This window comes from Streptomyces sp. NPDC050625 (genome assembly GCF_040654755.1).
In the GTDB taxonomy this organism is placed as follows: Bacteria; Actinomycetota; Actinomycetes; order Streptomycetales; family Streptomycetaceae; genus Streptomyces.
In genome coordinates this window covers 653,554-675,006 of the sequence record NZ_JBFAIQ010000002.1, presented here as the reverse complement: position 1 = coordinate 675,006, position 21,453 = coordinate 653,554, and the positions used below count along the sequence as shown (strand labels likewise).

The window sequence follows — 21,453 nt, the reverse complement described above, 5'->3', positions numbered from 1 at the left end:
CCCCGGCCTCACCACTCTCACGGAGCACACGTGTGTACTTCCCATGACCACAGCCAGGGCGAGGCCGCGCAGGCCGACGCCGGAAGACGCAACTTCCTCAGGGCCACCGCGCTGCTCGGCGTCGCCGCCACCGCCGGGGTCGCCCTGCCGGGCGTCGCCGAGGCCGCCGAGAGGAGCGGCTGGCGGCCCGACACCGCGAGCGGCCGTTTCACCCTCGCGGTGATGCCCGACACCCAGTACCTCTTCGACGGGCCCAGCATCGACAAGGCGCCGATCGAGGCGTCCCTGCGTTATCTGCTGGAGCACGGCAAGGAGGACAACATCGTCTTCCTGTCCCACCTCGGCGACCTCACCCAGAACGGTGCCCCGGCCGAAGTCGCCGCGATCAGCGAGGCGTTCGGGATCCTCGACCGGCGCGGAGTCGGCTACAGCGTCCTGGCCGGCAACCACGACGTGCGGTCCTCGACGGACGACCAGCGCGGCGCGACGCCGTATCTGGACGCCTTCGGGCCGAAGCGCTTCCAGGGGAAGCCGACGTTCGGCGGCGCCTCCCCGGACGGCTACAACACCTTCCATCTGTTCCGGGCCGCCGGGCGCGAGTGGATGGTGCTGGCGCTGGACTGGCGGCTTTCCGCGCAGGGGTATGCCTGGGCGAAGGACGTCCTCGCCGCCCACCCCAAGACGCCGGTCGTCCTCACCACGCACGAACTGGTCGCCGAGGACGACACGTTGTCGGCCTACGGGCAGCAGCTGTGGGACCAGCTGATCGAGGACCACGACCAGATCTTCCTCGCACTGGGCGGCCACTACTGGCCCGCGGGGCGGGCGGTCCGCAAGAATGCCGCGGGCAACGAGGTGCATCTGCACCTGACGAACTACCAGAACCGCTACTTCGGCGGCGCGGCGATGATCCGCCTCTACCACTTCGACCTCGACCGCAGGGTCATCGACGTCGAGACGGTCTCCCCGTGGATCCTGGGCCGCGCCCAGCGGGGGCTCAACGAGCTGGAGCGGCAGGAGATCGAGCTGAGCGGCGACGCGGACCGCTTCTCGGTCGAGATCGACTTCGCGGAGCGCTTCTCGGGCTTCGCCCCCGTGCCCGTGCGTCCCGCGCGGCCCGCGTCAAAGATGCTGATACCGGGGACCATGGCCTACTGGCGGTTCGAGTCGGCGCCCTCCGGCACCGTCCGTGACCTCTCGGGGCGCGGCAACGACCTCACCGTCGTCCCGGTCGGCGGCGGCACGCTCGGCTGGTCGCCCGACCACCACCCCGACCAGCCCGGCCACGGCAGCCTGGAGTTCCAGGGCTACAAGTCCCCACTGAAGGGCGCCTATCTGCGTACCGTCGACGGGGCTCCCCTCAACTCGGCCACCTTCGCGCACGGTTACACCATCGAGGCGTTCTACCGGCTGCCCGCCGACTGGGAAGCCGGCCACAACGCCTGGTCCGGCCTGATCAGCCGCACCGGCAACAACGGCTCCGTCGGACCGGTCACGGACGATCCCGACGAGCCGCTCGCCACGCTGTCCATCTCCGACGGACCGGGCCCGCAGTGGGCGGTCCATCCGCTCAACCAGCGGCAGCTCGCCACCAACTGGGGTGACGAGACCGCCCGCGAGACCTGGTGGCACCTCGCCGTCGTCAACGACGGACGCCACACGATCATGTACGTCCAGGGCTGCCCGGTGGCCCGCAACCCGCACGCCGCCGCCGTCGGCATCGCCTCGGCAGGGCAGCCCTGGCTGCTCGGCGGCTACGAGTACGCCGGGAAGATCGACCAGATCCTGCACGGCCGGCTCGGTGACGTCCGGATCGTGTCCCGGGCGCTGCCCGTCACCTCCTTCATGACCCACTGACCCCCCTTCACGAGGATCACGAGGACCACCATGCCCGAGCAGCAGCTGCCCGAATGGGCCGACCCGGCCATCGCCCCCGCCGACCTCGACGCCCAGGGTGTGTCGAGACGCCAACTCCTGGGGCGCGCGGGCCTGTTCGGCGCCGCGTTCGCCCTCGGCGGGGCGGCCACCCCGGCCGTCGCCGCCCCCGGCCGGGACCTCGGCGGCGAGGACCCGCGCCTCGCCTATCTGGTCGGCGACCACCACGTCCACTCCGTCTACAGCCACGACGCGAAGTACACCTTCTCCCAGCAGGCCCGGGCCGCCGCCAAGTACGGCCTCGACTGGATGGTGTTCAACGAGCACTCCAACTTCGGCCACGCCCACTACGGCGCCGAGCTGGAGCACCAGGAGATCCTCAAGGCCCGCGCCGAGAACCCGCGCCGGCTGATCTTCCAGGGCCTGGAGTGGTACATCCCGGCCGCCGAGCACTGCACGGTCTTCGCGGCCCCCGGCCCCAACGAGGTCGACCTGCTGACCCGGTTCGAGCTCGCCTACGACGGCAAGCTGCTCGGCTACGCCGACGGCGCCCCCGACAACCCGAACACGGCCCGCAACGAGGCCCACGCGGTCAAGGCCATTCAGTGGCTCGCCCAGCAGCGCCGCGCCGGCTATGTCGACGACGTCCTGGTCCTCGCCAACCACCCGCTGCGCCTGGGCATCGACTCCCCGCACGAGATGCGCAACTGGCGCGACGCCGCCCCCGAGATCATGATCGGCATGGAGGGCGCGCCCGGCGCCCAGGGCGCGGCCATCCCCGGCTGGGGCGGCGCCACGGCGATCCGCGGCGAGTACCAGAACGCCCCGTCCGCCAACTCCTACGCCGGATACCCGGCCGGCGCCTATCTCACCTACGGCGGCTTCGACTGGGCCACCGCCACCGTCGGCGGGCTGTGGGACTCGATGCTGGCCGAGGGCCGGCTGTTCTCGATCACCACCAACTCCGACAACCACCGCACCGTCTTCGACACCTGGAAGAACGGCGACTGGCCGGCCGGCCGGAACTTCGACAACACCGGCAGGCTGCCCGACCCGGTCGACACCGACGCCCCGCAGCCGGGCAGCGACTTCTGGCCCGGCGAGTTCAGCCGAACCCACGTCGGCGTGACCCGCTACGGCTACCGCGCGGTGATGGCGGGCCTGCGCGCGGGCCGGGTCTGGCTCGACCACGGGCATCTGCTCGACGGCCTCGACGTGCGCCTGAAGCGGGACTGCGACTCCGGGCGGGGCGTCACGCTGGGCGGCCGGCTGCGGGCCCGCAAGGGCGAGCGGATCACGCTGTACGTGACGGTGACGACCGCCTCCCGGGCGAACCCGCACGGCGTCCTGCCCCAGCTGGCGCACGTGGACGTGATCCGGGGCGCGGTGCGCGGCCCGGTGACCGACCGCGACACCTGGCAGGCGCCCGACACCAAGGTCGTACAGACCAAGGACGTGTCCGGCCGCAAGGGGACGTACACCCTGCGCATCCCGCTGGCCGCCGGGGACGAGTCCTTCTACGTCCGGCTGCGCGGCAGCGACGGCAACCGCAACGGCGCGGGCTGGCTGGGCGCTTCCGTGGACCCGCACGGACCGGTCACCCACGAGCCCGGCCAGGGTGACCCGTGGGCGGACACGTGGTTCTATTCCAACCCCATCTTCGTGGACGTGGAAGGTCGTTGATGAAGCGTCAGCTTGTCACCCTCGCCGCATTAGCCGCTGCTCTGCCCCTCGGAGCCCCGAGCGCATTCGCCTCCGGGGAACCGCACTGGGCGCGGACCGGAACGTCGTACACGGACACCCTCGGCGGCGGGCAGGGGCTCGCGAGCCGCGCGGACGGCTCGCTGCTGTACCGCGGGCTGCTGGACATCCCGCTGGACCTGCGGATCAAGGGCTGGAACCACGTGGGTGACCCGGACATCGCGCAAGGCTATGTCTTCGACGCCTACCAGGGCGCGGACACGGCCACTTCCAAGATGTACGCGGTCACCATGCCGTCCGGACAGCGCTACGAGTACACGCACCGGCTGAACCCGGGCGAGAAGGTCAACAACTCCTTCGCCACCGTCTCCCCGGACGGGCAGTGGCTGGTGTCGGGCGAGTGGGGCGACCAGAGCAGGCTGCAGGTCTTCCCCGCTCCCCTGCTCAACCCGTCCACCCCCGCCAGGGGCGGCGACCTGCCGGAGGCGGGGCAGATCACCCTGGACAAGCCGGTGCGCGACATCCAGGGCTGCGACTTCGTCACCGAGACCCGCCTGGTGTGCGCCTCGGACGACGCCTCGGGAACGCTGTTCCCCGAGATCCGGCCGCTGCTCCAGGTCGACCTTCCGCACAGGCTGGACGGGCAGCCGGTCACCGGCTCGGTGAAGAGCCTGTTCGCCCTGCCGCAGACCAGCATCTGCTCGGGCACCTTCGAGGCGGAGGGCGTCGACTACGACACGAAGACCGGCACCCTGCGCGCGGAGGTGATCCCCCCGGGCGTGTGCGCGGCGGCGACGACGGTGTACTCGTACCGGCAGGGGTAGCCGGGCCGGGGTGCAGGCGCAGAACCGTGACGGGCTCTGGAGGGCGTCGGCGGTCGGCCGGTTCCGGGAGTCGGCACACGGCTCGGCCACGACCCGAGTGCGATCGCCGGCTCGTGGGCGCGCTCACCGAGTCGGCGGCTGCGACGGGCGCCGGCCGAAGGACTGCGTCCGGGAGTCGCGGTAAGGCGAGGGCGCTCGACCGGCGTCCGGCGAAGGGACCCCCGGTCACGTCGACCCGAGTCCCGGGGGGCCGAGTCCCGGCAGCGTGAGTCCCCGTGCCGTGGGGCTGCCGGCACGGGGACGGGCGCGGGACGGGCGGTCACCGCTCGGGGATCAGCAGTTGCCCTTCGTCGTCTTGCCTTCGAAGCGGTCGCCGAGCCAGGCGACCATGTCGCCGACCGACTGCGGGTCGCCGGTCAGGTGATCGCCGACGTACGGCGTCCACTGGGTGGTGATGCCGGCGGAACAGTAGGCGCGGCGTGTGCTGTTGGCCATGTCGGCGGGGATCACCTCGTCGAGCAGGCCGCGGTACTGCAGCACCGGGAACCCGATCTCGTAGCGGGCGCCCGAGCCGGGGGTGCCGACGCCGACGCCGAGCTTGTTGGCCTCGACGGCATCGCCCCAGGTGGTGCCGTCGGGGGCGTGCAGGGCGTACAGCTGGTCCAGGGTCAGCCCGTCCTTGGTGTACTGCTCGACCCGGGCGCCCGCGAACCGGCTGACGGTGCCGAGCGCGCACAGCGACTCGGCGTCCTTGACGGCCTTGCGGCCGCTGTCGTTGAGGATCTCGTCGAACGGCATGTCCGGGTGGGTGATGGACAGACCGATGAACGCGTCGATCAGGAACCCGGCGAAGAACTGCCCGTCGAGGTTGCCGGCCACCTGCTTGAGGTCGGCGGGGATCCCGCCGGAGGCGGCGCCGACGACGTTCAGCTCGGGCGCGTACGAGCGGGCGAGCTGGGCCGCCCACAGACTGCCCGAACCGCCCTCCGAGTAGCCCCAGATCCCGACCCGGGCATCGGGACTCACCCCGCTGCCGGGCACCCGGGAGGCCGCACGGGCCATGTCGAGGGCGGCGTGACCGGCCTCGGCGCCCGAGGCGTACGGGTGGACCTGGCCGTCCATGTATCCCTGGCCGTCGGTCGCGGCGACGGCGTAACCGGCGTTGAGCAGCGCCGCCATGTTGGGGCCCTCGTACGCGTCCTGGTACTGGCCCGCCAACTGCTTGGAGAACGCGCACTGCGGTCCGATGCCGAGGGTGCCGGGCACGAACGCGACGAGCGGCCGTTCGCCCGGTCCGGTCCACGGCTTCTTCGGTACGACGACGGTGCCGGCGACGGAGACCGGCTTGCCCCGCCCGTCGGTGGAGCCGTACTGGACCTTCCAGGCGTCCAGCGGCGGACCGCCGATCACCATGGGCAGCGAGTCGACGTGGCGGCAGGCGACGACGGCGCCCGGAGCGGCGGTCGCGCGGTCCGGGGGGCGGTATATGTCGGCGTCGGCGGCGGAGCACGCAGCCGGCGTGCTGGCCGCCGCGGTCACCGCCGGCACCGCCAGCAGTCCGCCGAGCAGACCCGCGGCGGCGAGCAGTGCGGCTCTCCTCGGCAGCTGCTTCCTCAGCGGCTTCCTCGACCTGTGTGACATCACTTCAGAGCGTTCCTTCCGTGGGGTGGAGAGGTACGTGAAGCAGAGCAGGCCGTGAGGTTACGGAACCGTAGGTAAGCGCTGATAGTTAAAGGACGATGAACCGGCACGGGCAGGGCTGTGCGCCGATGACTAGCCTCGTGGCGGCCGCAGAACGACGGATCCCGCATCCGACGCGTGATCGGATGCGGGGTCCCGGTGGTATACGGCTGGTCGGTCAGCCGGGCAGTGCGGCCAGCAACCGGCGGTCGCGGGGCGCCGGTTTGCGGTCGAGGCGGGCGTCCAGCAGTCGGCGGGCCGCCTCGCAGCGGCCGTCCGCCACCAGCGCGTACAGCAGCGTCTCCTCGACGACCTCGCGCTGGGCCGCGCTGCCGCCGACCCTGCGCAGCACGGGCAGCAGCGCGTCGAGACCGCGGGCCGCCTCCTTGAAGCGCTCCTCGACGAGCGCGGCGAACGCCTCGCACAGCGGCGCGACGACCTCCCGCTGCACGGGGTCGGCCCCCGCCGCGTGGTCGCGCAGCCTGCGCAGGGCGGCCAGATCCCCGGCGGCGGTCAGGGCGACCGCGGCGTGCAGTGCGGTGAACGCGGTCGCGGGCCGCTCCAGCACCTCACGGCCGACCGAGTCCAGCACGTCCGCGGTGGGCAGTTCGCCCTGCCAGCTGTCGCTGAGCCGCGCCCGCCAGAGCAGCGACCCCGAGTCGACGAGGGCCCGCATTCCGGTCACCCGGCCGGGCGCGAGCTGCGCGAACCAGCGCCTGCGGACCGCGGCCGGGTCGTCGAGGGCCAGTTCGTGCAGGGCGATGTGCCAGGAGAAGTGCGCCCGGTGGACCGCGCCCCGGCCCCGCCCCGACACCCAGCGGTCGAGCCAGTCGCGGCCCGCCTCGTGCGCGCCGGACTCGTAGTGCACATGCGCCAGGGCGTGCACGGCGTGTCCGGAGGCCGGCTCGACGGCCAGGGCCCGGTGGGCGAGTTCGCCCGCCTCGTGCAGCCGGCCCTGCCCCTGGCGCAGGAACGCGAGCAGCGAGGTGTGGAACCAGTGCCCGTCGTAGGCCGGTGACGTCAGTTCGAGCAGACCCAGCGCCTCGTCGTCCTGGAGGTCGCTGACGCCGGAGAAGGCGATGGTGGGCACCGCCGCCGCGAGCGCGAGCGCGTCACCGGGGTGCTCCCCGAGATGGCGTACGAGGGCCTCGTCCCCGTCGTCGCCGGTGACCCGGCGGCTGATCACGTCCACGAAGGAGCGCTCGCGCTCGTCGGCCCGCTCGCGGGCGCAGCGCTGCGCGTCGGCGAGGGCGCGCGGCACGTCGACGGCGGCCGAGCACTCGTGGCCGAGCAGGGCGAGGGCGGCATGGCCGAGGGCGAAGCCGGGATCGAGGGCGACCGAGCGGGCGAAGGCGTCCTCGGCGCCTGACCGCACCCTGAGGACCCGGTCGAGTCCGGTGCGGTAGGCGGCGGCCGCCTCGGCGTGGGTGGTCAGGGCGAGTCCGTGCCCGTCGACGGGTCGGCGGCTCGCGCGGGGCTTGGGGGTGAGCGGCGCCAGCAGCTGCTGCGCCAACTCGGCCGCCTGGACGCGGATTTCGGGGATGGCGGTGGTCTCCCACAGCTCGCCGCGGCGCGGGAAGCCGAGGGTGAACAGCGGCAGCCCGGTACGGCCGTGGGCGTCGAGGAGTCGCCCGTCACGGGTGGCCGCGCCCATGCCCAGCGGGCCGTGCACGGCCGCGCCGGAGGCGAGCAGCGAAGCCCACAGCGGGTCGTCGAGGCGGCGCCCCGGCCCGGTGCAGTCGACCACCCAGCCGACGCGCAGCGTCCGGCCGCCGGAGAGTTCGACGGCGAGGGTCCCGTCCTCGTTGGCGGTGGCCCGGACGACCGTACCGGTGTGGACGTGGAGGCGGCGGGCGGTGCGGGCCCGGGAGACGTGCTCGGCGGTGGCGGGGGCCATGCGGTGGCGGTGGGTGTTCCACAGGGCGCCCTCGCGGGCCAGGAACTCCTCCCGTTCCTCGGGGGTGAGGCTGCGCCACAGCCGTACGGTGTGCGGGCGCAGGCTGTCCAGGCCGGGGCGCCAGTCGCCGTGGGTGCGCACCGAGCGGCTGAGGTGGCGGTAGACCGCCCGGCGCAGCCTGCCCAGGGACGTGTCGTCGAGGCCGTCGGGTGCGGTCATCACCCCGGCCGGGCGCAGCGCGTGCGGCTGGGGCAGCAGTCCGCTGCGGGACAGGGCGTGCACGGTGCGGCCGGGGCGGTCGAGGGTGAGGGCGAGGTCGACGGCGGTCAGGCCGGTGCCGACGAGCAGCACGTCGTCGGTGCCCTCGCGCGCGCCGTCCAGGGCGCCGGGCGCCCATGGCTCGCCGACGAAGCGGGGCGAGTCGCGCAGGGCGGGCGGGGCCCAGGCCGCGGTCGCACCGGCGGGGCCGGTGGCGAGGACGGCGGCGTCCGCGGTCAGTTGTCCCCCGTCGGCCAGGCGGAGCTCCACCCGGCCGTCGGGGGTGCCGGTACAGCTCTCCGCGCGGGTGCGCAGCCGGCGCACGGCGACCGTGCCGTGGGCGCGGACGACGGCCTGGCCGAGGGTGTCGGCGAGATAGGCGCCGTAGCGGTAGCGGGTGGCGAAGTCGGCGGCGGTGACCGACGCTTCGCCGTGCCGGCACAGCCAGCGGGTGAAGTGTCCCGGCTCGTCGGGGTAGGCGCTCATGTTTCCCGCGGGGACGTTGAGCCGGTGGCGGGGGTCGGGCGTGGCGTAGGCGGTACCGCGACCCGCCTCCGGTGCCGGGTCGACGAGGACGACGTCCAGGGGAGTCCGGCGGCGGGTCGCCGTCTCGCAGAGCTGGACGGCGGTCAGGGCGCCCGCCGCGCCGGCTCCGACGATGGCCACGGTGTGCCGCTTGCGGACTTGGGTCACGGATACCTCCGGCGGGGGGGTGGGTCGTCTTCTTCTTGCTGTTCCGAATTCTTCCGATACCTGCGGGGGCCCCGGCAACCGCGCTTTCCGGCCGTCTCGGCCCACGTGTCCTCACCGGAATCTCAGCAAGCACCCCTCGGATTCAAAGGGTCGGTACAGACAAGTGACGCAGGATGCGCAGGCACGGACGGACAACTCAGGAAGGCGTGTCGTGGGCGTCTCGCACATTTCCAACCGGTCGGGACGGCAGTCCCGGTGGACCCGGCGCGGGCTCCTCGCCGCGTTCGGGGCGGCTCCGGCCGCGGCCCTCGCGGGCTGCGGTGGAGCGGCGGACGGCTCGCCGGCCGCGGACGGCAAGGACGCCACGGGCTCCGCGCGGACCGTCACGGACAGGAAGGCGACGATCGCGGTCACCCCCGCCTCCGGCACCAGAAAGGCCGGATTCGACAGCCCCGTCGAGGTGACCGTCACGGACGGCACCCTGGCCTCGGTGACCGTCACCGGCAACGACGGCTCCACCCTGTCCGGCTCCTACGACGACGCCCGGACGACATGGACCTCGGCGAAGAACCCCTACTCCGGCACGAAGTACACCGTGACCGCCAGGGCGAAGGGCGCCGCCGAGGAGACCGTGTCGACGTTCACCACCAAGTCGCCCGGCGCGACGTTCGTCGGGTACTTCACGCCCGAGGCGAACTCCACCTCCGGCGTGGGCATGCCGGTGTCGATCGACTTCACGCACGCGGTGCGGGACCGGGCGGCCGTGCAGAGGGCGATCACGGTGACCGCCGAGCCGGCCGTCGAGGTGGTCGGCCACTGGTTCGGCGACACCCGGCTGGACTTCCGGCCGGAGACCTACTGGGCGGCCGGGACGAAGATCACGCTCAGTCTGCGGCTGAAGGACGTCGAGGGGGCGGACGGGGTGTACGGCGTCCAGTCGAAGGACGTCACCTTCCACATAGGCCGCGAGCAGATCAGCACGGTCGACCTGGCGACGAAGGAGATGACCGTCCAGCGGGACGGCAGGACCCTCGCCACCTACCCGGTGAGCGGCGGCAACGCCCGGCACACCACCTGGTCCGGGATCATGGTGATCAGCGAGCGGTTCAAGCGGACGCGGATGGAGTCGTCGACGGTCGGACTCGGCGACGAGTACGACATCCCGGACGTGCCGCACGCCCAGCGTCTGACCACCTCCGGCACCTTCGTCCACGGCAACTACTGGGCGTCCACCTCGGTGTTCGGGCACCAGAACACCAGCCACGGGTGCGTCGGCCTGCACGACGCGAAGGGCGCGAGCGACAGTTCCGTGGCGGGCTACGAGTTCTACGAGAGCTCGATGCTCGGCGATGTGGTGATCGTGAAGAACTCGGGCGAGCGGACCGTGGAGCCGTCCAACGGCCTCAACGGCTGGAACCTGTCCTGGGCGGACTGGAAGGCGGGCAGCGCGGTCCAGGTCCGCGGCGGCTTCACTGGGTGAACTCCCGTGAGAATCAAGCACTTTCTTTGTTTCAACTCTTGACGACCGGAGGAGCGGAGAGCACATTGGGCGCACTTTGAGAGCGCTCTCAGAGCCTGCCCCCAAGGTCGGCTCCGAAGGTCAGCCCTCTAGGTCACCCGCGCTTCCCCTCCCCGTACCCGAGAGGCACCCCCATGAGTGAAACCTCCGGCATACCCAGACGGCGGCGGGCCCTCGTCGCCGTGCTCGCGACGATCGGTCTGGCCGTCACTGCTGCCACGGTCGCCACCCTGCCCGCCAGCGCCTCCGCCCCCACACCCCCGTCCGGCTGGTCCCAGGTCTTCCTGGACGACTTCAACGGTTCCGCGGGCTCGGGCGTCAACACCTCGAACTGGCAGTACGACACCGGGACCTCGTACCCCGGCGGCCCCGCCAACTGGGGCACCGGCGAGGTCGAGACGATGACGTCCAGCACCAGCAACGTCTCGCTGGACGGCAACGGCAACCTCCGCATCACCCCGGTGCGCGACGCGTCCGGCCACTGGACGTCGGGCCGCATCGAGACCACCCGCACCGACTTCCAGCCCCCGGCCGGCGGCAAGCTGCGGGTCGAGGCCCGCCTCCAGATGCCGAACGTCACCGGCACCGCGGCCGAGGGCTACTGGCCCGCCTTCTGGATGCTGGGCGCCCCCTACCGCGGCAACTACCAGAACTGGCCGAGCGTCGGCGAGCTGGACATCATGGAGAACGTGCAGGGCCTGAACAAGGTCTGGGCCACGATGCACTGCGGCACCAACCCCGGCGGCCCGTGCAACGAGACCTCCGGCATCGGCAACAACGTCGCCTGCCCGAACACCACCTGCCAGTCCGGCTTCCACACCTACACGATGGAGTGGGACCGCTCGGTGAGCCCCGAAGCGATCCGCTTCTACGTCGACGGCGTCAACTACCACACGGTGACGGCGAACCAGGTCGACGCGACGACCTGGGCCAACGCCACCAACCACGGCTTCTTCGTCATCCTGAACGTGGCGATGGGCGGCGCCTTCCCGGACGCGCTCGGCGGCGGTCTTGACGGCGACACCCAGTCCGGGCGCCCGATGGTCGTCGACTACGTACAGGTCCTCCAGTCCGGCAGTGGAGGCGGGGGCGGCACCACTCCCCCGCCCTCCGGCAACCGGGACGCCTACAGCGCGATCCAGGCCGAGTCGTACGACAGCCAGTCCGGCGTGGGCACCGAGACGACCACGGACACCGGCGGCGGGCAGAACATCGGCTGGCTCGCGAACGGTGACTGGGCGCAGTACAAGGGCGTGAACTTCGGCTCGACGCCGGCCACGCAGTTCTTCGCCCGGGTGGCGAGCGGTGCGGGCTCCGGGGTGAGCGGCCTGGTCGAGGTCCGCCTCGACAGCCGTACGAACGCGCCCGTCGGAAGTTTCGCGCTGGCCGACACGGGCGGCTGGCAGTCCTGGCGGACGGTCCCGGCCAACATCAGCTCGGTCACCGGCACCCATGACGTGTACCTCACCTTCACCAGCGGACAGCCGGCCGACTTCGTGAACGTGAACTGGTTCGACTTCGGTCACTGACAAGGGAGTTACCGCATCCGGCGGCGCCGGGCGGCTCGACCTCCGCGCAGGGGGCGGCCCCTGGCGTCGCCGCCGTGCACCCCGTGCCGATCAGAACAGCCGGGCCGCTTCGGTAGGTCTCGGAGGCGACGGGTAGGTTCTCCGTGGGAGACGACGAAGTGCGGGGGACCGGGGGACCCATGACGAACCAGCCGGGGTACGGCCAGCAGCAGCCACAGGGGTTCGGGCCTCCGCCGCCGCAGTACGCCCCCGTGCCGCAGCAGTACCCGCAGACGCCGGCGCCACCCGCGCCGCCGGTGCCGCCCGGACCGGCGCCCGCGGGACCGGAGTTCCTGGCTGTCGACCGTCACAACTCGATCGTGGTCGACATGAACGGCGTCGCCTTCGAGGACCATGACGTCATCGCCGAGTTCCCCTGGCCCGAGATCCGCAGCGTCCACTACAAGGCGAGTCCCTCGGGCAAGGCTCTGATGATGGCCGTCGTCCACCTCGACGGCAGGGTCTACGAGTGCGTCGTGGCGGCGAAGCCGCGCGAGGTGCTGGGGCAGTGGTTCGCGCAGCTGGCGGCGGTGCTGGGGTACTACCGTCCGATGGGGTACTAGCGCCCGATCGGGAACTGGCGGGTACTAGCGCCCGATCGGGAATTGGCGCGCCCGATCGGGTACGGGCGACCGGGGCTTCCCCCTTCCGGCCCGGACCGCTACCGCAGCTCCGCCCGGAATCCCACCGGCGTCTGTCCCGTGTGCAGCTGGAAGAACTTGGAGAAGTTCGCGGCGTCGGGGAAGCCGATCGCCGCGCCCACCCGTCCGATCGGCAGGTCCGTGTGGGCGAGCAGGCGCTTGGCCTCCAGGATGACGCGCCTGTCGATGAAGCCCTTGGGCGTCTGGCCGGTGGCGGCGCGGACCGCGCGGACGAGGGTGCGGCGGGAGTAGCCGAGGGTGTCGGCGTACGCGCTGACGCTGTGGTTGGTGGCGAAGCCCTGCTCGACCGCGTCGCGGAAGAGGGTGAACGTCGAATCGGCCTGGAGCCGGGCGGCCTCCGCGGAGCTGGCCGCGAGGTGTGCCAGCCGGAGCAGGAACGCGGTCAGGGAGTGGCGCAGCACCGCCGTGTGCAAGGTCAGCGGGAGGGTCGAGGTGTCCTCGTACTCGCGTTGCAGCTGGGCGAGGGCCGCGCGCAGGGCGGCGAGCTGGGCCGGGTCGGGGCGCAGCAGCGGCGGCAGGTCGTAGCGGTACAGGCCGGTGTCCTCCACGGTGGCCCGGGGCAGGAAGCCGGGCTGCATGGTCAGAACGGTTCCGTGGTACTCGTCGGTGTCCGAGAAACGGTGGACCTGCCCGGGGCGGATCCACAGCAGATCGCCGGCCCTCGCCTCGTACTCGGCGAAGTCGATCATGTGTCGTACGGGGCCGTGGTCGAAGACCATGACCACGTGGAAGTCGATGCGGTGGACGCGGTGCAGCGGGGCGGCGGCGTGCCAGGTGTGGCCGGCGCCCATGGGGCCGGTCTGCATGCCCACGCCGCAGACGCTCAGATCGACCGGGAAGGGGAAGGTTCTGATCCCGTCTCCGCCGCCCTCTTGGGCCGTTCTGTCCGCCATGTCTTTCCCGTGCCGTCCCTCGGGTGCCGCCGGTGTCCCACTTTCACCAAAGGCTGGCACACCCCGACCTTCCCTCCAAAAAGTCAGACTTTTACTTTTGAACGCGTCCGGTCAGCAATCTCGCTTCCATCGAGGACTTCTTGAAGATGAGCACGCCGACCTCCGACGGCTTCGAGCGACAGCAAGGGAGTTGACGCGTGATGAGCGACAAGCCTGCCAAGGGCGCGGCGGAGGTGCGCCTCCCCGTCGTCCCGGCCACCGACTGGCTGAACCCCCTGCGCGACGCGGGCGACCGCCGGCTGCCCCGTGTCGCGGGCCCGTCCGGTCTGGTCATCTTCGGCGTCACCGGTGACCTGTCCCGCAAGAAGCTGATGCCGGCCGTGTACGACCTGGCCAACCGCGGTCTGCTGCCGCCGGGCTTCTCCCTCGTCGGCTTCGCCCGCCGGGACTGGGAGGACCAGGACTTCGCGCAGGTGGTGCACGACGCCGTCCGCGAGCACGCGCGCACCCCGTTCCGCGAGGAGGTCTGGCAGCAGCTCGCCGAGGGCATGCGGTTCGTCCCCGGCGACTTCGACGACGACACGGCGTTCAAGCAGCTCAAGAATGCCGTCGAGGAGCTGGACGCCTCCCGGGGCACCGGTGGCAACTTCGCCTTCTACCTCTCCGTGCCGCCCAAGTTCTTCCCGAAGGTCGTACAACAGCTGAAGAAGCACGGCCTGGCCGCCGCGCCGGAGGGCTCCTGGCGGCGCGCGGTCATCGAGAAGCCCTTCGGCCACGACCTGGAGTCGGCCCAGCGGCTCAACGCCGTCGTGCACGACGTGTTCGAGCCCGACCAGGTGTTCCGCATCGACCACTACCTCGGCAAGGAGACCGTCCAGAACATCCTGGCGCTGCGCTTCGCCAACCAGATGTACGAGCCGATCTGGAACCGTTCGTACGTCGACCATGTGCAGATCACCATGGCCGAGGACATCGGCATCGGCGGTCGCGCCGGCTACTACGACGGCATCGGCGCCGCCCGTGACGTCATCCAGAACCATCTGCTCCAGCTGATGGCGCTGACCGCCATGGAGGAGCCGATCGCCTTCGACGCGGACGCGCTGCTCACCGAGAAGCTGAAGGTGCTGAAGTCGGTGCGGCTGCCCGAGGACCTGGGCGCGCACACCGTACGCGGACAGTACGCGGCGGGCTGGCAGGGCGGCGAGAAGGTCATCGGCTACCTCCAGGAGGAGGGCATCGACGGCAAGTCGAAGACCGACACCTACGCCGCGATCAAGCTGGAGGTCGACAACCGCCGCTGGGCGGGCGTCCCCTTCTATCTGCGCACCGGCAAGCGCCTCGGCCGCCGCGTCACCGAGATCGCGGTGGTCTTCCAGCGGGCCCCGCACTCCCCCTTCGACTCCACGGCCACCGAGGAGCTGGGGCAGAACGCGGTCGTCATCCGCGTCCAGCCCGACGAGGGCATGACCGTGCGATTCGGGTCGAAGGTGCCGGGCACCTCGATGGAGATCCGGGACGTGACGATGGACTTCGCCTACGGCGAGTCGTTCACGGAGTCCAGCCCGGAGGCGTACGAGCGGCTCATCCTGGACGTACTGCTCGGCGACGCCAATCTGTTCCCCCGTCACCAGGAAGTGGAAGAGTCCTGGAAGATCCTCGACCCGATCGAGGAGTACTGGACGGAACACGGCCGGCCGGCGCAGTACGCGTCGGGCAGCTGGGGACCTGAGGAAGCCGACGAGATGCTCGCACGAGACGGACGGAGCTGGCGCAGGCCATGAAGATCGACCTGACCGACACCACGGCAAGCAAGATCAACAAGGCGCTGGTGCAGGGCCGCCGCGCCATCGGGACCCCGGCCGTGGGGATGGTCCTGACGATGGTCATCGTCACGGACGAGGAGAACGCCTACGACTCGATCAAGGCGGCCGAGGAGGCCTCGCACGAGCACCCCTCGCGCACCCTGGTCGTCATCAGGCGGCAGTCCCGCACCCCGCGGGAGCGCACCCGGTCGCGGCTGGACGCCGAGGTCCGGGTCGGTTCCGAGGCGGGCGCCGGCGAGACGGTGGTCCTGCGGACCTTCGGCGAGGTCTCCGACCACGCCGCCTCCGTGGTGCTGCCGCTGCTGCTGCCGGACGCCCCGGTCGTCGTCTGGTGGCCGGCGGACGCGCCCGAGGTGCCCGCCAAGGACCCGCTCGGCGCGCTCGCGCAGCGCCGGATCACCGATCTGTACGCCGTCGAGCGCCCGCTGGAGGCCCTCGACGCCCGTGCCCGCGCCTACATGCCCGGCGACACCGACCTCGCCTGGACCCGGCTGACCCCGTGGCGCTCGATGCTGGCGGCGGCCCTGGACCAGGCCCGGGTGCCGGTGATCTCGGCCGCCGTGGAGAGCGAGGCCGAGAACCCGGCCGCCGAACTGCTCGCCCGCTGGCTGGGAGTACGGCTGAAGGTCAAGGTCGACCGCGTGGTCACCGCCGGACCGGTCGTCACGGCCGTACGCCTCGGCACCGCGGGCGGCGAGATCGTCATCGACCGGCCCGAGGGCCCGCTGGCCACGCTGACCCTGCCGGGCCAGCCGCCGCGCACGCTCGCCCTGAAGGTCCGGGCCACCTCCGAACTCATCGCCGAGGAACTGCGCCGCCTCGACGCCGACGAGATGTACGCCATCGCCCTGCGCGCCAAGGACACCGAGGAGCACTCCTGACATGTCCGGCACCCCCAAGCTCACCCGGCGCCCCGAGTGGACGGCCCTGGAGGACCACCGCGCCCAGTGGCAGAACCGGCTGCGGGACCTGTTCGCCGAGGACCCCGCGCGGGCCGAGCGGTACCACGTACGGGTCGGCGACCTGCTCATCGACTACAGCAAGCATCTGATCACCGACGAGACCCTGGCCATGCTGCAGGAACTGGCCACCGCGACCGATGTCTTCGGACTGCGGGACGCCATGTTCCGCGGGCAGAAGATCAACGTCACCGAGAAGCGCGCCGTCCTGCACACCGCACTGCGCGCCCCGCGCGAAGCGGTGATCGAGGTCGACGGGGAGAACGTCGTCCCCGCGGTGCACGCCGTGCTCGACAGGATGAGCGACTTCGCGAACCGGGTCCGCTCGGGCGAGTGGACCGGCCACACCGGCAAGCGGATCCGCACCGTCGTCAACATCGGCATCGGTGGCTCGGACCTGGGCCCTGCCATGGCCTACGAGGCGCTGCGCCCGTACACGGCACGGGAGTTGGCGTTCCGGTTCGTGTCGAACGTGGACGGATCGGATCTGCACGAGGCGGTACGGGACCTGGACCCGGCTACGACACTGTTCGTCGTCGCGTCCAAGACCTTCACCACCATCGAGACGATCACCAACGCCACCTCGGCGCGCTCCTGGCTGCTGCGGGGCCTCGACGGCGACGAGAAGGCGGTGGCCAGGCACTTCGTGGCGCTGTCGACGAACGCCGAGAAGGTGGCGGACTTCGGCATCGACACGGCCAACATGTTCGAGTTCTGGGACTGGGTCGGCGGCCGCTACTCCTACGACTCGGCGATCGGCCTCTCCCTGATGATCGCCATCGGCCCGGACCGGTTCCGGTCGATGCTCGACGGCTTCCACCTGGTCGACGAGCACTTCCGCACCGCGCCCGCCGAGGCCAACGCCCCGCTGATCCTCGGCCTGCTCGGAATCTGGTACGGCAACTTCTTCGACGCCCAGTCGCACGCGGTGCTGCCGTACTCGCACTATCTCTCCAAGTTCACCGCCTACTTGCAGCAGCTGGACATGGAGTCCAACGGCAAGTCGGTGGACCGGCAGGGCGAGCCGGTCCAGTGGCAGACCGGCCCGGTGGTGTGGGGCACGCCCGGCACCAACGGGCAGCACGCCTACTACCAGCTCGTCCACCAGGGCACGAAGCTGATCCCGGCGGACTTCATCGGCTTCGCGCGGCCCGTCGACGAGCTGAGCGGTGAACTGGCCGCCCAGCACGACCTGTTGATGGCAAACTTCTTCGCCCAGACCCAGGCCCTGGCCTTCGGCAAGACCGCCGACGAGGTCCGCGCCGAGGGCGTACCCGAGGAGCAGGTGCCGCACAAGACGTTCAAGGGCAACCACCCCACCACCACGATCCTCGCCCGCGAGCTGACCCCGTCGGTCCTCGGCCAGCTGATCGCGCTGTACGAGCACAAGGTGTTCGTCCAGGGCGCGGTCTGGAACATCGACTCCTTCGACCAGTGGGGCGTGGAGCTCGGCAAGGTCCTCGCCAAGCGCGTCGAGCCCGCCCTCACCGAGGGCGCGGACGTCCCCGGTCTCGACCCGTCCACCCGGGCTCTGGTCGCCGCGTATCGCCAGCTCAAGAACACCCGGAACGCCCAGAACACCCGCAACGCGCAGAACGTTCGGAACGCTCAGGAAGAAGTGAACTGACCATGCAGCTCGGACTCATCGGTCTCGGCAAGATGGGCGGCAACATGCGCGAGCGGATCCGCCGCGCCGGCCACACCGTCCTCGGCTACGACCGCAACCCCCAGCTCTCCGACGTCGCGGACGTGGCCGAACTCGTCGCGCGGCTCGACGCCCCGCGCACCATCTGGGTGATGGTCCCGGCCGGCACCGCCACCCAGTCCGTCATCGACGAACTCGGGGAGCTGTTGGAGGCCGGCGACACCGTCGTCGACGGCGGCAACTCCCGCTGGACGGACGACGAGAAGCACGCCGCGGAACTCGGCGCCAAGGGCATCGGCTTCGTCGACGCGGGCGTCTCCGGCGGCGTCTGGGGCCTGCAGAACGGCTACGCCCTGATGGTCGGCGGCGCCAAGAAGGACGTCGAACGGCTCCAGCCGATCTTCGAGGCGCTCAAACCCGAGGGGCCGTACGGCTATGTCCACGCCGGCAAGGTCGGCGCCGGGCACTTCTCCAAGATGGTCCACAACGGCATCGAGTACGCGATGATGCAGGCCTACGCCGAGGGCTGGGAGCTCCTGGAGAAGGTCGACTCGGTGGACAACGTGCGCGAGGTGTTCCGCTCCTGGCAGGACGGCACCGTCATCCGCTCCTGGCTGCTCGACCTCGCGGTCAACGCCCTGGAGGACGACGAGCACCTGGAGAAGCTGAAGGGCTTCGCACAGGACTCCGGCGAGGGCCGCTGGACCGTCGAGGCGGCCGTGGACCACGCGGTGCCGCTGCCCGCGATCACCGCCTCCCTCTTCGCACGGTTCGCCTCCCGCCAGGACGACTCCCCGCAGATGAAGATGATCGCCGCCCTGCGCAACCAGTTCGGCGGCCACGCGGTCGAGCCGACGAAGGAGTGACCGCGTCCTGGCTGTGTTGATCACGAGCGTCGTCAACGCTCGTGATCAATGCACCTAGCGCTTGGGAGCGCCGTAGGCCCGCTCGACGTGCAGCCGCAGGACGAGCCGCCGGTCGCGGACCATGGCGGCCCGGTAGTCGTCCCAGTCGGGGTGTTCGCCCACGATGTCGCGGTAGAGCCGGACGAGTTCCTCCACCGTCTCGTCGTACGGGTCCTGCGCGACGGGCGAGAGGTCGGCCGTGCCCTCGGCGACCGTGTACGCCCACCGGTCACCGCTGGTGACGTGGTACGAGGCACGGGGATCCCGGCGCAGGTTGCGCGTCTTGGCACGGTCGTCCGTGACCGAGACGCGGATGATCCGCTCGTCGGGGTAGTACGCGTGGCTCACGTTCGACAGCTGAGGGCGCCCGTCACGCTTGAGCGTGACCAGTACCCCGCCGTGGCGGTCGGAGAGCAGCTTCAGCAGTGCGTCCTGCGCGGCGTCCTCAGTCATACCTGGAACAACGGGGCGGGGCGGTCCGCGCATTCCCGCCCGGACGCCTCCTGTTCGGGGCGGCAGAGACGGGTAGTAGACAGTGTCTACCGAGCCTTGGTAGACACTGTCTATGAGTGAGTCCGATACGGGTCTGCGAACCCGGCTGGTCGATGTCGGCGTGGCACTGGTGGCCGCCGAGGGCGCCCAGGCGCTGACCCTGCGGGAGATCGCCCGCCGTGCGGGGGTCTCGCACGGTGCGCCGCGCCGCTACTTCCCCACCCATCTGGAGCTGCTGTCGGCCATCGCGCGCCGTGGCTTCGACGCGCTGGCCGACCGGGCGGGCGCGGTGCTCGACCACCGCGCGGTGCCGCCGCGCGCACAGCTGACGGCGCTGGCGGACGTCTATCTGCGGTTCGCGCTGGAAAACCCCGGCATGTACGAGCTGATGTTCCGTCACGATCTGCTGGAGAGCGGGCACTTGGGCCTGCGCGAGACCAGCCTGCCGCTCTTCGGCCTGCTGACGGACCTGGTCGGCAGGGTCCGGCCGGACGCGAACGCCTCCCTCGTGGCCGGGGCGTTGTGGGCGAATCTGCACGGCATCGCCCAGCTGTGGAGCTGGCAGAGCCTTCAACTCGCCACCGGCGCACAGGACTTCGCCCCGCTGCTGCGTTCCGCCCTGGACGCCCACCTTGGGCCGGACGGCGCGCGGTGAACCGTCGGCTCACGCTGGCGAGCAGCGTGGTGGGCGCCGTCGTCGTCGCCCTGGACGGTACGGTCCTCACCGTCGCGCAGCCCACCCTGCAACGGGATCTGCACGCGTCGTTCGCGCAGGTCCAGTGGACCAGCACCGCCTATCTCATCGCGGTCGCGAGCCTGCTGGTGTTCGCCGGGCGGCTCGGCGACCGGTACGGGCAGCGGCGGGTGTTCGCCTGCGGCATGCTCGGGTTCGGGGCGGCCTCGGCGGGCATCGGCCTCGCGCCCGGCGTGGGCTGGGTGATGGCGCTGCGCGTCGCGCAGGGGGTGTTCGGCGCGCTGCTGCAACCGGCCACGCTGGGGATGCTGCGCGCGGCGTACCCGCCGGACCGGCTCGCGATGCCACTCGCGGTGCGGACCAGCGCCATCGGCCTCGCGGCCGCCGCGGGCCCGGTCCTGGGCGGGGCGCTGGTGACCGGGCTGGGCTGGCGGGCGGTCTTCTTCCTCAATGTGCTGCCCGCGCTCGGCTTCGGCGTGCTCGCCCTCGCCACCCGCGGCCCCGACCTCGCCGGCGCTCCGGACAGGCCGCTGGACGTGCCCGGCGCCCTGCTGCTCGCCGTGACGCTCGCCTGCCTGGTCCACTCACTGGTCGCAGCGCATCCCCTCGGCCTGTGCCTGACGGCGCTCACCGGCGCCGCCTTCGTCCGGCACGAACGCCGTACCGCGAGCCCGCTGCTGCCACCGGAGGTGATCGGCTCGGCGTCCGTCGGCGCGGCGCTGGGCATCCTGGTCGCCGCGTCGGCGTCCCTGTTCGGCACGCTGTTCGTCGCCACCTACGTCCTGCAGCGCACCCTCGGCCTCGACCCGTTCCACAGCGCCCTGCGCAGCCTGCCGCTGGCGGTGCTGATGGTGCTGTCGGCCCCCGGCTGCGCCGTACTGCTGCGCAGGGTCGGTGCCCGCCGTACGACGGGAGCGGCGACGGCGGTCCTCGCGCTCGGCGTCCTGCTGCTGTCCCGGGCGTCCGGCGCCCTCGCCCTGGGCTGCGGGTTCGCGCTGCTGGGCGCCGGGTTCGGCACGGTGATGGTGGCGGCCACCCATGTCGTCGTACGGCAGGCGGAAACCGGTTCGGCCGGAGTCGCGGGCGGACTGCAGCAGACCGCCCTCAACATCGGCCCGACGCTGGGCGTGGCCGCGGCCACCGCGCTCATGGGCGCGGGCACCGCGCTGCCGCTGACGGTGCTGGCCGCCGTGGCCGCGCTCGGCGCAGTGGCTGCCTTGGCGCTTCCCGGGCGCGGCGTCGTGTCGATCACACAACACGCTGATGAGCGGGCACTTTTCCGTGTTTCTGAGCGACGATGAGATCTGATGAGGTCGGGAGCCGCCCCCGAGGGGTATGCCGGACCGCATCGCGTACGACGCGACC

16 protein-coding genes are annotated in these 21,453 nt (G+C 71.6%); 12 read left to right on the top strand and 4 right to left on the bottom strand.

All coding sequences use genetic code 11. The features are described 5' to 3' along the window. The first annotated feature begins 30 nt into the window (after positions 1-30). From AB0I54_RS07160 to AB0I54_RS07150, 3 genes are read left to right on the top strand one after another with little or no spacing between them, the layout of a single operon-like run. Entirely contained in the window at positions 31-1,857 is a 1,827-nt protein-coding gene (locus AB0I54_RS07160; protein WP_363294890.1) for a LamG-like jellyroll fold domain-containing protein, read from the top strand. A 30-nt stretch (positions 1,858-1,887) separates the two neighbouring features. After that, positions 1,888-3,558, top strand: a complete 1,671-nt coding sequence (locus AB0I54_RS07155; RefSeq protein WP_363294889.1) for a PHP domain-containing protein — start codon at positions 1,888-1,890, stop codon at positions 3,556-3,558. Then, positions 3,558-4,400 (top strand): hypothetical protein, encoded by an 843-nt coding sequence (locus AB0I54_RS07150; protein WP_363294888.1) that lies wholly within the window; start codon positions 3,558-3,560, stop codon positions 4,398-4,400. Before AB0I54_RS07155 ends, AB0I54_RS07150 begins: the two co-directional genes overlap by 1 nt. Before the next feature lie 333 nt (positions 4,401-4,733). Here AB0I54_RS07150 and AB0I54_RS07145 read toward each other — a convergent pair whose 3' ends face one another. Next, complete coding sequence (locus AB0I54_RS07145) at positions 4,734-6,041, bottom strand: lipase family protein (protein WP_363294887.1); 1,308 nt, start codon at positions 6,039-6,041, stop codon at positions 4,734-4,736. A 217-nt stretch (positions 6,042-6,258) separates the two neighbouring features. Beyond that, positions 6,259-8,928, bottom strand: coding sequence for an FAD/NAD(P)-binding protein (locus AB0I54_RS07140; protein ID WP_363294886.1), 2,670 nt, complete (start codon positions 8,926-8,928; stop codon positions 6,259-6,261). Between the two features lie 211 nt (positions 8,929-9,139). Between AB0I54_RS07140 and AB0I54_RS07135 the strand changes: the two genes are divergently transcribed. The 3 genes from AB0I54_RS07135 (at position 9,140) to AB0I54_RS07125 (ending at position 12,578) form a co-directional block, all read left to right on the top strand. Further along, complete coding sequence (locus AB0I54_RS07135; protein WP_363294885.1) at positions 9,140-10,408, top strand: Ig-like domain-containing protein; 1,269 nt, start codon at positions 9,140-9,142, stop codon at positions 10,406-10,408. A gap of 173 nt (positions 10,409-10,581) precedes the next feature. Then, the gene (locus AB0I54_RS07130) at positions 10,582-11,976 is read left to right on the top strand and encodes a glycoside hydrolase family 16 protein (RefSeq protein WP_363294884.1); all 1,395 of its coding nucleotides are present in this window, start codon (positions 10,582-10,584) and stop codon (positions 11,974-11,976) included. Between the two features lie 179 nt (positions 11,977-12,155). Next, positions 12,156-12,578, top strand: a complete 423-nt coding sequence (locus AB0I54_RS07125; RefSeq protein ID WP_363294883.1) for a hypothetical protein — start codon at positions 12,156-12,158, stop codon at positions 12,576-12,578. Between the two features lie 98 nt (positions 12,579-12,676). Here the strand turns inward: AB0I54_RS07125 and AB0I54_RS07120 are convergent, their stop codons facing one another. Further along, the gene (locus AB0I54_RS07120; protein WP_363294882.1) at positions 12,677-13,570 is read right to left on the bottom strand and encodes an AraC family transcriptional regulator; all 894 of its coding nucleotides are present in this window, start codon (positions 13,568-13,570) and stop codon (positions 12,677-12,679) included. 200 nt (positions 13,571-13,770) lie between these two features. Between AB0I54_RS07120 and zwf the strand changes: the two genes are divergently transcribed. The 4 genes from zwf to gnd are packed head-to-tail and all read left to right on the top strand — an operon-like array spanning position 13,771 to position 18,863. After that, on the top strand, positions 13,771-15,351 hold the full coding sequence (gene zwf / locus AB0I54_RS07115; RefSeq protein WP_363294881.1) for a glucose-6-phosphate dehydrogenase: 1,581 nt from the start codon (positions 13,771-13,773) through the stop codon (positions 15,349-15,351). Continuing rightward, a complete protein-coding gene (opcA, locus tag AB0I54_RS07110; RefSeq protein WP_363294880.1) occupies positions 15,348-16,274 on the top strand; it encodes a glucose-6-phosphate dehydrogenase assembly protein OpcA in 927 nt (308 codons plus the stop codon). Before zwf ends, opcA begins: the two co-directional genes overlap by 4 nt. A gap of 1 nt (position 16,275) precedes the next feature. Then, entirely contained in the window at positions 16,276-17,979 is a 1,704-nt protein-coding gene (pgi, locus tag AB0I54_RS07105) for a glucose-6-phosphate isomerase (protein ID WP_363294879.1), read from the top strand. A 2-nt stretch (positions 17,980-17,981) separates the two neighbouring features. Next, positions 17,982-18,863 carry a phosphogluconate dehydrogenase (NAD(+)-dependent, decarboxylating) gene (gene gnd / locus AB0I54_RS07100; protein ID WP_363294878.1) on the top strand — a complete coding sequence of 294 codons (882 nt, stop codon included), beginning with the start codon at positions 17,982-17,984 and terminating at the stop codon, positions 18,861-18,863. 54 nt (positions 18,864-18,917) lie between these two features. Here the strand turns inward: gnd and AB0I54_RS07095 are convergent, their stop codons facing one another. Continuing rightward, positions 18,918-19,355: a PPOX class F420-dependent oxidoreductase gene (locus tag AB0I54_RS07095; RefSeq protein ID WP_363294877.1), complete on the bottom strand. Its 438-nt coding sequence runs from the start codon at positions 19,353-19,355 to the stop codon at positions 18,918-18,920. 112 nt (positions 19,356-19,467) lie between these two features. On the opposite strand from AB0I54_RS07095, the gene AB0I54_RS07090 reads away from it, so the two are divergent. Both AB0I54_RS07090 and AB0I54_RS07085 read left to right on the top strand, forming a co-directional pair. Further along, positions 19,468-20,049 carry a TetR/AcrR family transcriptional regulator gene (locus AB0I54_RS07090; RefSeq protein WP_363294876.1) on the top strand — a complete coding sequence of 194 codons (582 nt, stop codon included), beginning with the start codon at positions 19,468-19,470 and terminating at the stop codon, positions 20,047-20,049. Continuing rightward, positions 20,046-21,389: an MFS transporter gene (locus AB0I54_RS07085; protein ID WP_363294875.1), complete on the top strand. Its 1,344-nt coding sequence runs from the start codon at positions 20,046-20,048 to the stop codon at positions 21,387-21,389. The genes AB0I54_RS07090 and AB0I54_RS07085 overlap by 4 nt, the downstream gene beginning before the upstream one ends. Positions 21,390-21,453: the final 64 nt, after the last annotated feature.

Bases quoted from the DNA above. Each gene is read 5' to 3' on its own strand.
- AB0I54_RS07155 (WP_363294889.1), top strand. From the start codon at position 1,888: ATGCCCGAGCAGCAGCTGCCCGAATGGGCCGACCCGGCCATCGCCCCC.
- AB0I54_RS07150 (WP_363294888.1), top strand. From the start codon at position 3,558: ATGAAGCGTCAGCTTGTCACCCTCGCCGCATTAGCCGCTGCTCTGCCC.
- AB0I54_RS07145 (WP_363294887.1), bottom strand. From the start codon at position 6,041: ATGTCACACAGGTCGAGGAAGCCGCTGAGGAAGCAGCTGCCGAGGAGA.
- AB0I54_RS07130 (WP_363294884.1), top strand. From the start codon at position 10,582: ATGAGTGAAACCTCCGGCATACCCAGACGGCGGCGGGCCCTCGTCGCC.
- AB0I54_RS07125 (WP_363294883.1), top strand. From the start codon at position 12,156: ATGACGAACCAGCCGGGGTACGGCCAGCAGCAGCCACAGGGGTTCGGG.
- AB0I54_RS07120 (WP_363294882.1), bottom strand. From the start codon at position 13,570: ATGGCGGACAGAACGGCCCAAGAGGGCGGCGGAGACGGGATCAGAACC.
- zwf (WP_363294881.1), top strand. From the start codon at position 13,771: ATGAGCGACAAGCCTGCCAAGGGCGCGGCGGAGGTGCGCCTCCCCGTC.
- opcA (WP_363294880.1), top strand. From the start codon at position 15,348: ATGAAGATCGACCTGACCGACACCACGGCAAGCAAGATCAACAAGGCG.
- pgi (WP_363294879.1), top strand. From the start codon at position 16,276: ATGTCCGGCACCCCCAAGCTCACCCGGCGCCCCGAGTGGACGGCCCTG.
- gnd (WP_363294878.1), top strand. From the start codon at position 17,982: ATGCAGCTCGGACTCATCGGTCTCGGCAAGATGGGCGGCAACATGCGC.
- AB0I54_RS07095 (WP_363294877.1), bottom strand. From the start codon at position 19,355: ATGACTGAGGACGCCGCGCAGGACGCACTGCTGAAGCTGCTCTCCGAC.
- AB0I54_RS07090 (WP_363294876.1), top strand. From the start codon at position 19,468: ATGAGTGAGTCCGATACGGGTCTGCGAACCCGGCTGGTCGATGTCGGC.